This is a genomic window from Pseudomonas salicis (assembly GCF_057128705.1).
On the sequence record NZ_JBSKHU010000003.1, the window covers coordinates 129,314 to 140,895 of the forward strand.

The window sequence follows — 11,582 nt, forward strand, 5'->3', positions numbered from 1 at the left end:
TCGCTCCCACAGGGTGATCCGGTTGACGGCCTCGACCAGCGCAGGGTTTCAAAACCGATCAGAAAAAGAAAACCCCGGCACAAGGCCGGGGTTTTCATGTTGCGTTCGACGGCATAAGCCGCCGATCCGGCAAGCCTTACTTCAGCGCGTTGATCGCGTCGTTCAAGGTCTTGCTTGGACGCATGGCTTTGCTGGCCAGTTCCGGCGTGGCGAAGTAGTAGCCGCCGATGTCCAGAGGCTTGCCCTGTACGCCGTTCAGCTCGGCGACGATGGTCGCTTCGTTGTCGGTCAGGGTTTTAGCCAGCTGGGTGAACTTGGCTTGCAGCTCTTTATCTTCGGTCTGAGCGGCCAGGGCCTGAGCCCAGTAGGTCGCCAGGTAGAAGTGGCTACCGCGGTTGTCGATACCGCCAACCTTGCGCGATGGCGACTTGTTGTTGTCCAGGAACTGGCCGGTGGCCTTGTCCAGGGCAGTGGCAAGTACCAGCGCTTTCGGGTTGTTGTAGACGTTGCCCAGATGCTCCAGGGAAGCCGCCAGTGCCAGGAATTCGCCCAGCGAGTCCCAACGCAGGAAGTTCTCTTCGTTCAGCTGTTGAACGTGCTTCGGTGCCGAACCGCCAGCGCCGGTTTCGAACAGACCGCCGCCATTCATCAGCGGTACGATCGACAGCATCTTGGCACTGGTGCCCAGTTCCATGATCGGGAAAAGGTCGGTCAGGTAGTCACGCAGCACGTTACCGGTGACCGAGATGGTGTCCTTGCCAGCGCGGATGCGCTCCAGGGAAACCTTCATCGCGTCGACTGGCGACTTGATGGTGATGTCCAGGCCAGTGGTGTCGTGGTCTTTCAGGTACTTCTCGACCTTCTTGATCATCACGGCGTCGTGGGCGCGCTGTGGGTCCAGCCAGAAAATGGCCGGGGTGTTGCTCAGGCGCGAACGGTTGACGGCCAGTTTGACCCAGTCCTGGATCGGCGCGTCTTTGGTCTGACACATGCGGAAGATGTCGCCCGCTTCAACGTTCTGCTCCATCAACACCTGACCTTTGTCGTCGGTGACGCGAACCACGCCGTCAGCTTCGATCTGGAAGGTCTTGTTGTGAGAGCCGTATTCTTCGGCTTTCTGAGCCATCAGGCCAACGTTCGGTACGCTGCCCATGGTGGTCGGATCGAAGGCGCCGTGTTTTTTGCAGTCTTCGATGACAGCCTGATAGATGGTGGCGTAGCAACGATCCGGGATCACGGCCTTGGTGTCCTGCAGGACGCCGTCGTTGTTCCACATCTTGCCGGAATCACGAATCATCGCAGGCATCGAAGCGTCGACGATGACGTCGCTCGGCACGTGCAGGTTGGTGATGCCTTTGTCGGAGTTGACCATTGCCAGAGGAGGGCGGGTCGCGTACACGGCTTTGACGTCCGCTTCGATCTGCGCCTGCTGGTCAGCGGGCAGATCCTTGATGCGGGCGTACAGGTCGCCGATGCCGTTGTGCAGGTTGAAACCGATTTCTTTCAGGACTTCAGCGTGCTTCTTCAGCGCGTCCTGGTAGTACTCGGCCACGAACTCGCCGAACATGATCGGGTCGGAGACCTTCATCATGGTGGCTTTCAAGTGAACGGAGAACAGCACGCCCAGCTTCTTGGCGTCTTCGATTTCCTTGGCCACGAATGCGCGCAGGGCTTTTTTGCTCATGACGGCGCAGTCGATGATTTCAGCGGCCAGGACCGGTGTCTTTTCTTTCAGAACGGTGTTCTTGCCGTCCTTGCCGATCAGTTCGATCTTCACGGAGCCGGCGTTTTCGATCAGCGCGGATTTCTCGCTGCCGTAGAAGTCGCCGCTGTCCATGTGGGCAACGTGGGACTTGGAGTCTGCAGCCCAGGCGCCCATCTTGTGCGGGTGCTTGCGCGCGTAGTTCTTGACCGAGAGCGGTGCGCGGCGATCGGAGTTACCTTCACGCAGAACCGGGTTCACGGCGCTGCCTTTTACCTTGTCGTAACCGGCCTGAGCGACTTTGTCGGCTTCGGTGACAACTTCGTCCGGGTAGTTCGGGACGTTGTAGCCCTTGGCTTGCAGTTCCTTGATCGCGGCCTTCAGTTGTGGAACCGAGGCGCTGATGTTCGGCAGCTTGATGATGTTGGCTTCCGGCGTGGTCGCCAGTTCACCCAGCTCTGCCAGATCGTCGGAAACCTTCTTGTCGCCCAGCTGCTCAGGGAAGCTGGCAAGGATACGGGCTGCAAGGGAGATGTCGCGAGTCTCGACGGCGATGTCAGCGGAAGCGGTGAACGCTTCGATGATCGGCAGCAGTGAGTAGGTGGCGAGGGCAGGAGCTTCGTCGGTGAAGGTATAGATGATCTTCGAGCGGTTGGACATTTTCGGGATAACTCTCTTCTTTGCTGAGCGTACACAAAATTTCGAGATGCGCAGGGTAGGCACTTTCGCCCAAGGAAACGATGAGCCGAAAGTCGAGAATTTCGTCGCGTGATATGGGGTTCATCAATCGAGCGTCAAGCGGCCGAATGCGGGTTGAGCGTTCGGCCTCGGAGGGCTGAAAGTCGCGTTTCAGATGGCTCGGCCCCCAATGACCCTATGGTCACCGGCGGCGAGTATACCACCGGTCCCGGCCATTAATACGATAGTAGTGTGAACGCTTGACGCTCGCGTTGATCGGTCCAGCCTCCCGGTTGCCACCGCAGAAATTCCGCAAAACCTTGAAGCCCGCGTCTCACGGGGTCTGCGGCAGACTGTCGCAGTCGTTGAAGCGTAGTGAAGGCTTCGTGAATCGCAAGCCGGTTTTCGACTAAAGGAGCATTGGATGCCGGGGGAGGGTATCAGCGATCCCGCACACAAGCTCAAGAGCGGTAGCGGGTCAGGGCCAGTTTGCTGTCTTTGCAGGCCTGCGTTGCCTCTATAGATAGAAAACCACGGTGACGGCGCATAAAAAAACCGGTCAGCCCAATGAAGGGCTGGCCGGTTTTAGAGTCTCGCGCTTGAACGGTCCGGCTCAGGCGTGATCTTTGCTGTGTTCGTGTTGCGTGGTAGGAGCGTGAACGGGATCTTTGGTCGCTGCGGCGCTGATCTCTACCGCGTGCAGACCTTTGGGGCCCTGGATGATCTCAAAGTTGACCGGCTGACCGGCCTTGAGCGTCTTGTAGCCGTCCATTTTGATCGCCGAGTAGTGGGCGAACAGGTCCTCGGACTTGCCGTCTTCAACGATGAAGCCATACCCCTTGGCGTTGTTAAACCACTTGACCTTACCGCTTAGCATAGTCACATCCCTCTGCAAAGGACTCCGATGGGAGTATCATCACCTCTCATCCGCCGGACCTAAAAAATTTTGGTTGACTGCGCGGACCCTTTTTACCCAATGTGGGTTCTATTGTTTGTAACACCGATTAGCCGATAGTCAAGGTCATGTGACGGTCCAATCGATAATGTGCATGATCATGACCAATCTATTTAATTTCGTCCCCTACGAACGTCCTTTACCATGCATGCAATGAGCAAGATTCGACTAACATTCAATCAGGATGACCCGCAGTCCCATGAGGACGAAGCGGCGGGCATCGCGGTGCAGGAAGCCAAGCCGACATTGCAGGTGCCACCGATGTACAAGGTGGTTTTGTTCAACGATGACTACACCCCCATGGATTTCGTTGTTGAAGTGCTGGAGGTGTTCTTCAATCTGAATCGTGAGCTGGCGACCAAGGTCATGCTGGCCGTCCATACAGAGGGACGGGCAGTATGTGGATTGTTTACCCGCGACATCGCCGAGACCAAGGCAATGCAGGTCAACCAATACGCCAGGGAAAGCCAGCATCCGCTACTCTGTGAGATCGAGAAGGACGGTTAACGCCGGACACTTGGGTAAGAGGTGAAGCTATGTTAAACCGTGAGCTCGAAGTCACCCTCAATTTGGCTTTCAAGGAGGCCCGCTCCAAACGTCATGAATTCATGACCGTCGAGCACCTTCTGTTGGCCCTATTGGACAATGAGGCTGCCGCCACTGTTCTCCGTGCCTGCGGCGCGAACCTCGACAAACTCAAACACGACCTTCAGGAGTTCATCGACTCCACGACGCCGTTGATCCCCGTTCATGATGAGGATCGCGAGACGCAACCGACTTTGGGCTTCCAGCGTGTGCTTCAACGTGCGGTTTTCCATGTGCAGAGTTCCGGCAAGCGTGAAGTCACTGGCGCCAACGTGCTGGTGGCGATTTTCAGCGAGCAGGAAAGTCAGGCGGTATTTCTGCTGAAACAGCAGAGCGTTGCCCGTATCGATGTCGTCAACTATATCGCTCATGGTATTTCCAAAGTGCCTGGGCATGGCGATCACTCTGAAGGTGAGCAAGATATGCAGGATGATGAGGGCGGTGAGTCTTCTTCTTCGGGCAATCCTCTGGATGCCTATGCCAGCAATCTGAATGAATTGGCCCGTCAAGGCCGCATCGATCCCCTTGTCGGCCGTGAGCTGGAAGTCGAGCGTGTTGCTCAGATTCTCGCGCGCCGTCGCAAGAACAACCCGTTGCTGGTCGGTGAGGCCGGTGTCGGCAAGACGGCCATCGCCGAAGGCCTGGCCAAGCGTATCGTTGACAATCAGGTGCCGGACCTGCTGGCCAACAGCGTCGTCTACTCCCTTGATCTCGGCGCTCTCCTGGCCGGTACCAAATACCGTGGCGATTTCGAGAAGCGCTTCAAGGCGCTGCTCGGTGAGCTGAAAAAACGCCCGCATGCCATCCTGTTCATCGATGAAATCCACACTATCATTGGTGCCGGTGCTGCGTCGGGCGGCGTGATGGACGCCTCCAACCTGCTCAAGCCGCTGCTGTCTTCGGGTGATATCCGTTGCATCGGTTCGACCACGTTCCAGGAATTCCGCGGCATCTTCGAAAAAGACCGCGCTTTGGCACGTCGCTTCCAGAAAGTCGACGTCTCCGAGCCTTCGGTCGAAGACACCATCGGTATTTTGCGTGGTCTGAAAGGTCGTTTCGAGCAACACCACAACATCGAATACAGCGATGAAGCCCTGCGCGCCGCTGCTGAACTGGCGTCGCGCTACATCAATGACCGTCACATGCCCGACAAGGCGATTGACGTCATCGACGAGGCGGGTGCCTATCAGCGTCTGCAGCCGGTCGAGTCTCGGGTCAAGCGCATCGAAGTGCCGCAGGTGGAAGACATCGTCGCAAAAATCGCGCGGATTCCGCCCAAGCACGTCAACAGTTCCGACAAGGAACTGCTGCGTAACCTCGAACGCGATCTGAAACTGACCGTCTTCGGTCAGGATGCAGCCATTGATTCGCTGTCCACGGCGATCAAGCTGTCCCGTGCCGGTCTCAAGTCGCCTGACAAGCCTGTCGGTTCGTTCCTGTTCGCAGGCCCGACCGGTGTGGGTAAAACCGAGGCGGCGCGTCAGCTGGCCAAGGCGTTGGGGATCGAGCTGGTTCGTTTCGACATGTCCGAGTACATGGAGCGCCATACCGTTTCGCGTCTGATCGGTGCGCCTCCGGGGTATGTCGGGTTCGATCAGGGCGGTTTGCTGACCGAAGCCATCACCAAGCAGCCCCACTGTGTCTTGTTGCTCGATGAAATCGAGAAGGCGCACCCGGAAGTCTTCAACCTGCTGCTGCAGGTGATGGACCACGGTACGCTGACTGACAACAACGGTCGCAAAGCGGACTTCCGCAACGTGATCGTGATCATGACCACCAACGCCGGTGCTGAAACCGCGGCGCGTGCTTCGATTGGCTTCACCCATCAGGATCACTCGTCTGATGCGATGGAAGTCATCAAGAAGAGCTTCACGCCGGAATTCCGCAACCGTTTGGACACCATCATCCAATTTGGTCGCCTCAGCCATGAGGTCATCAAAAGCGTGGTGGACAAGTTCCTCACCGAACTTCAGGCGCAGCTGGAAGACAAGCGGGTTCTGCTGGAAGTCACCGACGCTGCCAGAAGTTACTTGGCCGAAGGTGGCTACGACGCGGCAATGGGCGCTCGCCCAATGGCACGTCTGATTCAGGACAAGATCAAGCGTCCACTGGCCGAGGAAATCCTCTTCGGCGAGTTGTCCGAGCATGGCGGTGTGGTTCACATCGACTTCAAGGATGGTGAGATCACGTTCGATTACGAAACCACGGCGGAAATGGCCTGACGTTTCAACCGCTGCACAGCAAAAAGGCGCCGATTGGCGCCTTTTTGCTGTCTTGAGTCGCACCAACAAAAACGCCCGGTCATAAGCCGGGCGTTTTTGTGTGGACCTGTTAGCGGGCGCGGTAGGTGATGCGCCCTTTGCTCAGGTCATACGGCGTCAGTTCAACGCGGACCTTGTCGCCGGTCAGAATACGAATGTAGTTCTTGCGCATCTTGCCGGAGATGTGCGCGGTTACGACGTGCCCATTTTCCAACTCCACACGGAACATGGTGTTGGGCAGGGTGTCGACGACAGTGCCTTCCATTTCGAAGCTGTCTTCTTTCGACATGCAGTAAAGCCCTCGGTATCCAATGAATGGCCCGGTGCAAACGGCAGCCAGGCAAAAGCGGGCTGCATTGTGCCCGAAAAGTGAGGGGCAAGCCAAGGGATTCAGTAAAGAGTGACCCATCTTTGATTGGTCAGCAGCTCGATAGGGCGATATTGCGTCTTGTAATTCATCTTTTTGCAGTTCTTGATCCAATAACCGAGGTACACCGCATGCAGCTGCAGACGCGCCGCTTCGGCGATTTGCCAGAGAATGGCGAAGCGTCCCAGGCTTCGGCGCTCCTCGGAAGGTTCGTAGAACGTGTAAACGGCAGACAGGCCATTCGGCAGCAAGTCGGTGACGGCCACGGCGAGCAGCCGACCTTCCAGACGGAATTCGTAAAACCGGGAGAAAGGCAGGTCGCGCACCAGGAAGGTCGAAAACTGATCGCGGCTGGGCGGGTACATGTCGCCGTCCGCGTGGCGCTGCTCGATGTAGCGCTGGTAAAGGTCGAAATACTCTTCACTGAAATGCGGCTTTGTACTGATAACTTCGATGTCTGCGTTGCGCTTGAGGATGCGCTTTTGCTGACGATCGGGCACGAACAGCCCGACAGGAATGCGCGCAGGCACGCACGCGCTGCAATTCTGGCAGTGCGGTCGATAGAGATGGTCGCCACTGCGGCGAAAGCCCATGTCGGAAAGGTCGGCATAGACCTGCACGTCCATCGGCTGGCTGGGATCGAGGAACAGCGTTGTGGCTTGTTCTTCGGGCAGGTAGCTGCAGGAGTGGGGTTGAGTGGCATAAAACTTAAGCCGCGCCAGCTCGGTCATGATCAACCCTCGGAAAAAACTTTAGTTAAGAGTGTATGCCAGCCGACTCAAACTCGCCTAGGTAGCCAGTCGGCGGAATGCGTCAGATCGAGGTGTTTGTTCAGGTAGTCGGCGAAGGTTCGTCGTGGGATTGGCCGGGCGCCGAAGCTTTGCAGGTGTTGTGTCGGCATTTGACAATCGATCAGCACGAAACCCCATGCCTTGAGATGTTCAACCAGGGTGGCGAAACCGACCTTGGAGGCATTGTCGGCGCGGCTGAACATCGACTCGCCGAAAAACAGCTGACCCATCGCCAGGCCGTACAAACCGCCGACCAGCTCACCGTTTTCACGCACTTCAACGCTGTGAGCGAAGCCGCGAGCATGCAGCTCGACGTAAGCCGCTTGCATGGAACCGGTGATCCAGGTTTCGTGGGTGTAGGCCCGTGGCCCCGCGCAGGCGCGGATGACGGCCTCAAAGTCCTGATCGAATGTCACCTGATAACGTCCTTGTCGCAGCACTTTTGCCAGGCTTCGGGAGACGTGCAGCTCGTCGGGAAACAAGACGGTGCGCGGATCGGGCGACCACCAGAGGATCGGCTGGCCCTGCTGGTACCACGGAAAACAGCCATGCCGGTAGGCCTGAATCAGTCGATCGGCAGACAGATCCCCACCGCCTGCGAGCAACCCGTTGGGTTCACGCATGGCTTTTTCCAGCGGTGGAAAATCAAAGGTGTCGCGTTGTAACCAGGTCAGCATAGCGTTCCGCTTTGGCGAGAGGGGAGGGGAGTGCGCGGGCCCGTGCAACTACACGCCAGGAATGCGGTCACAGGGCCTTGACCGGCACCGCATTGTGACGGGCGGTGCAGATTTTCACCCTTCATGTGGATCATGGCCATTCGACAGTTCCGTAGCGCGAGAAAAACACGTCATAACCCTTTGTCAGCAAAGAAAATGCATGCTCAAATCGCCCGTTGGCATCGGCGCTTGAAGATCGGCAAGGTCCGCGCCAGACTATCGTGGCGTGCAGCGTGCAAATCCGTACAATGCCCGATGTTGTTTAACCTCATTTCAAGTCACCTGTCGAGCGTGCGTTCAACGACGACCGCGTTTCAGATACGACAGGAATCGGTCAGTGCTATTTCGTCAATTCAGTCGTTTATAGTCAACCACCAGATGTTCGCGCTAGCGCGCAGGAATTGAAGCGTTTTGAAGAAATCCACCGCAGCACCCAGTCCCGTTCCGCTCTGGCGGCAGCATTTGCACTACCGACTCAAGGAAGGTGCGCTGATCGCATTCGGCTTCTTGTGCCTGTACCTGATGATGGCCTTGTTGACCTACGATCAGGCCGATCCGGGCTGGAGCCATACCAGCAGTTCCGTCCAGGTGCAGAATGCCGCAGGCCGTGCGGGCGCGTTCTCCGCCGATATTCTGTTCATGGTGTTGGGCTATTTCGCCTACATCTTCCCGATTTTGCTCGGGGTCAAGGCGTACCAGGTGTTTCGGCAGCGGCACGACCCGTGGCAATGGAGCGGCTGGCTGTTTTCCTGGCGCATGATTGGCCTGGTGTTCCTGATACTGGCCGGCGCCGCGTTGGCGCATATCCATTTCCACTCCGCATCGGGCCTGCCGGGTTCCGCGGGTGGTGTGCTGGGCGAGGTGCTGGGCGATCTGGCCAAGCGTGCGCTTAACGTACAGGGCAGCACCTTGCTGTTCATCGCGCTGTTCCTGTTCGGTCTGACCGTGTTCACCGACTTGTCGTGGTTCAAGGTGATGGACACCACGGGCAAGATCACGCTGGACCTGTTCGAGCTGTTTCAGGGCGCGATCAACCGTTGGTGGTCCGAGCGCACCGAGCGCAAGCAAATGGTCGCTCAACTGCGGGAAGTCGACATGCGTGTCGACGAAGTGGTGGCGCCCGTGGTGCCGGATCGTCGTGAACAGGCCAAGGCCAAGGAGCGCCTGATCGAGCGCGAACAGGCCCTGAGCGAGCACATGGTGGCTCGCGAGAAACACATCCCTGCGGTCATCGCCCCGGCGCCGGCCAAGCCGCCGGAGCCGAGCAAGCGTGTATTGAAAGAGAAACAGGCGCCGTTGTTCGTCGACAGCGCCGTGGAAGGCACCCTGCCGCCTATCTCGATTCTCGACCCGGCAGAAAAGAAGCAGCTCAACTATTCGCCTGAGTCACTGGCCGCCGTTGGGCACCTGCTGGAAATCAAGCTCAAGGAATTCGGCGTCGAAGTCACCGTGGATTCGATCCATCCCGGTCCGGTCATTACCCGCTACGAAATACAACCGGCGGCAGGGGTCAAGGTCAGCCGCATCTCCAACCTCGCGAAAGACCTGGCGCGTTCTCTGGCCGTGACCAGCGTCCGCGTGGTCGAGGTGATTCCGGGCAAGACGACGGTCGGTATCGAGATTCCCAACGAAGACCGGCAGATCGTGCGCTTCTCCGAAGTGTTGTCGACCCCCGAATACGACAATTTCAAATCGCCGGTCACGCTGGCGTTGGGGCATGACATCGGCGGCAAGCCGATCATCACTGACCTCGCCAAGATGCCGCACTTGCTGGTAGCCGGTACGACCGGTTCCGGTAAGTCGGTGGGGGTGAACGCGATGATTCTGTCGATCCTGTTCAAGTCCGGCCCGGAAGACGCCAAGCTGATCATGATCGACCCGAAAATGCTTGAGCTGTCCATCTATGAAGGCATCCCGCACCTGCTGTGCCCGGTGGTGACCGACATGAAGGACGCCGCCAATGCCCTGCGCTGGTCGGTGGCCGAGATGGAGCGTCGCTACAAGCTGATGGCCAAGATGGGCGTCCGTAACCTGTCGGGCTTCAACCACAAGATCAAGGAAGCGGAAGACGCCGGGACGCCGATTTCAGACCCGTTGTATCACCGCGAAAGCATTCACGACGAAGCGCCGCTGCTCACCAAGCTGCCGACGATTGTCGTGGTGGTCGACGAATTCGCCGACATGATGATGATCGTCGGCAAGAAGGTCGAAGAACTGATCGCCCGTATCGCGCAGAAGGCCCGTGCCGCAGGCATCCACCTGATCCTCGCGACCCAGCGTCCGTCGGTTGACGTGATCACCGGTCTGATCAAAGCGAACATTCCGACCCGTATGGCGTTCCAGGTGTCGAGCAAGATCGATTCCCGGACCATCATTGATCAGGGCGGCGCCGAACAGCTGCTCGGCCACGGTGACATGCTGTACATGCCGCCGGGCACCAGCCTGCCGATCCGGGTGCACGGCGCCTTTGTGTCCGATGACGAGGTTCACCGCGTCGTCGAAGCCTGGAAGCTGCGCGGCACGCCGCAGTACAACGACGATATCCTCAATGGCGTCGAAGAGGCGGGCAGCGGCTTCGAGGGCAGCAGCGGCGGAGGCGACGGTGACGACGCCGAAACCGATGCGCTGTACGACGAGGCGGTCAACTTCGTGCTGGAAAGCCGTCGTGCGTCGATCTCCGCCGTGCAGCGCAAGCTCAAGATTGGTTACAACCGCGCCGCGCGGATGATCGAAGCCATGGAAATGGCCGGTGTCGTGACCGCCATGAACACCAATGGCTCGCGGGAAGTGATTGCACCCAGCCCCGCGCGTGATTGACACTTCGCCCATGACATGTGATCGGATGGCGCCTCATGGCGCCGTCCGTGTTAATTGACCCCAAAGAGGACTCCCATGCGTCTTATCCGCATGTTGTTGGTATCTGCACTGGCTTTTTCCGCTCTCCCGGCCCACGCCGACAGCAAGGACGTGGCGCGTCTGACCCAGCTGCTGGAAAGCTCGAAAACCCTGAGCGGCCGCTTTTCCCAGCTGACGCTGGACGGCGGTGGCACGCAGTTGCAGGAAACCGCAGGCGACATGGTGTTGCAGCGCCCAGGCCTGTTTTACTGGCACACTGACGCGCCTCAGGAACAACTGATGGTCTCTGACGGCAAGAAAGTCTCGCTGTGGGACCCGGACCTGGAACAGGTCACCATCAAGACCCTCGACCAGCGCCTGACCCAGACCCCCGCCTTGCTGCTGTCCGGTGACGTGTCGAAGATCAGCGAAAGCTTCGACATCAGCGCCAAGGAAGCGGGCGGTGTGATCGACTTCGTGCTGAAGCCGAAATCCAAGGACACCTTGTTCGACAACCTGCGCCTGTCGTTCCGTAACGGCATGATCAACGACATGCAGTTGATCGACAGCGTCGGCCAGCGCACCAATATCCTGTTCACCGGCGTCAAGGCCAACGAGCCTGTCGCGGCGAGCAAATTCCAGTTCCAGATCCCGAAAGGCGCGGACGTCATCCAGGAATAAGAGGTTCGAAA

At 58.3% G+C, this 11,582-nt stretch carries 9 protein-coding genes; 4 read left to right on the plus strand and 5 right to left on the minus strand.

All coding sequences use genetic code 11. From position 1 onward, the window contains the following. Positions 1 to 136: 136 nt before the first annotated feature. A complete protein-coding gene (locus ACWKWE_RS11280; protein ID WP_483850552.1) occupies positions 137 to 2,362 on the minus strand; it encodes an NADP-dependent isocitrate dehydrogenase in 2,226 nt (741 codons plus the stop codon). A gap of 631 nt (positions 2,363 to 2,993) precedes the next feature. After that, the gene (cspD, locus tag ACWKWE_RS11285) at positions 2,994 to 3,257 is read right to left on the minus strand and encodes a cold shock domain-containing protein CspD (RefSeq protein ID WP_483850553.1); all 264 of its coding nucleotides are present in this window, start codon (positions 3,255 to 3,257) and stop codon (positions 2,994 to 2,996) included. A 222-nt stretch (positions 3,258 to 3,479) separates the two neighbouring features. Between cspD and clpS the strand changes: the two genes are divergently transcribed. Then, positions 3,480 to 3,842 (plus strand): ATP-dependent Clp protease adapter ClpS, encoded by a 363-nt coding sequence (clpS, locus tag ACWKWE_RS11290; protein ID WP_166594818.1) that lies wholly within the window; start codon positions 3,480 to 3,482, stop codon positions 3,840 to 3,842. 29 nt (positions 3,843 to 3,871) lie between these two features. Further along, the gene (gene clpA, locus ACWKWE_RS11295; RefSeq protein ID WP_166594819.1) at positions 3,872 to 6,142 is read left to right on the plus strand and encodes an ATP-dependent Clp protease ATP-binding subunit ClpA; all 2,271 of its coding nucleotides are present in this window, start codon (positions 3,872 to 3,874) and stop codon (positions 6,140 to 6,142) included. Positions 6,143 to 6,251: 109 nt separating this feature from the next. Here the strand turns inward: clpA and infA are convergent, their stop codons facing one another. From infA to aat, 3 genes are all read right to left on the minus strand, one after another. After that, on the minus strand, positions 6,252 to 6,470 hold the full coding sequence (gene infA, locus ACWKWE_RS11300) for a translation initiation factor IF-1 (RefSeq protein ID WP_002553999.1): 219 nt from the start codon (positions 6,468 to 6,470) through the stop codon (positions 6,252 to 6,254). Positions 6,471 to 6,571: 101 nt separating this feature from the next. Next, the gene (locus tag ACWKWE_RS11305; RefSeq protein ID WP_166594820.1) at positions 6,572 to 7,279 is read right to left on the minus strand and encodes an arginyltransferase; all 708 of its coding nucleotides are present in this window, start codon (positions 7,277 to 7,279) and stop codon (positions 6,572 to 6,574) included. 47 nt (positions 7,280 to 7,326) lie between these two features. After that, a complete protein-coding gene (gene aat / locus ACWKWE_RS11310) occupies positions 7,327 to 8,016 on the minus strand; it encodes a leucyl/phenylalanyl-tRNA--protein transferase (RefSeq protein ID WP_483850554.1) in 690 nt (229 codons plus the stop codon). A 450-nt stretch (positions 8,017 to 8,466) separates the two neighbouring features. On the opposite strand from aat, the gene ftsK reads away from it, so the two are divergent. Together ftsK and lolA are read left to right on the plus strand one after the other, a co-directional pair. Continuing rightward, complete coding sequence (gene ftsK / locus ACWKWE_RS11315; RefSeq protein WP_166594822.1) at positions 8,467 to 10,872, plus strand: DNA translocase FtsK; 2,406 nt, start codon at positions 8,467 to 8,469, stop codon at positions 10,870 to 10,872. Between the two features lie 75 nt (positions 10,873 to 10,947). After that, a complete protein-coding gene (gene lolA / locus ACWKWE_RS11320) occupies positions 10,948 to 11,571 on the plus strand; it encodes an outer membrane lipoprotein periplasmic chaperone LolA (protein ID WP_166594823.1) in 624 nt (207 codons plus the stop codon). The last annotated feature ends 11 nt before the right edge of the window (positions 11,572 to 11,582 follow it).

Excerpts from the sequence above, each read along its gene's own strand:
- ACWKWE_RS11280 (WP_483850552.1), bottom strand. The coding sequence starts at position 2,362 with ATGTCCAACCGCTCGAAGATCATCTATACCTTCACCGACGAAGCTCCT.
- cspD (WP_483850553.1), bottom strand. The coding sequence starts at position 3,257 with ATGCTAAGCGGTAAGGTCAAGTGGTTTAACAACGCCAAGGGGTATGGC.
- clpS (WP_166594818.1), top strand. The coding sequence starts at position 3,480 with ATGCATGCAATGAGCAAGATTCGACTAACATTCAATCAGGATGACCCG.
- clpA (WP_166594819.1), top strand. The coding sequence starts at position 3,872 with ATGTTAAACCGTGAGCTCGAAGTCACCCTCAATTTGGCTTTCAAGGAG.
- infA (WP_002553999.1), bottom strand. The coding sequence starts at position 6,470 with ATGTCGAAAGAAGACAGCTTCGAAATGGAAGGCACTGTCGTCGACACC.
- ACWKWE_RS11305 (WP_166594820.1), bottom strand. The coding sequence starts at position 7,279 with ATGACCGAGCTGGCGCGGCTTAAGTTTTATGCCACTCAACCCCACTCC.
- aat (WP_483850554.1), bottom strand. The coding sequence starts at position 8,016 with ATGCTGACCTGGTTACAACGCGACACCTTTGATTTTCCACCGCTGGAA.
- lolA (WP_166594823.1), top strand. The coding sequence starts at position 10,948 with ATGCGTCTTATCCGCATGTTGTTGGTATCTGCACTGGCTTTTTCCGCT.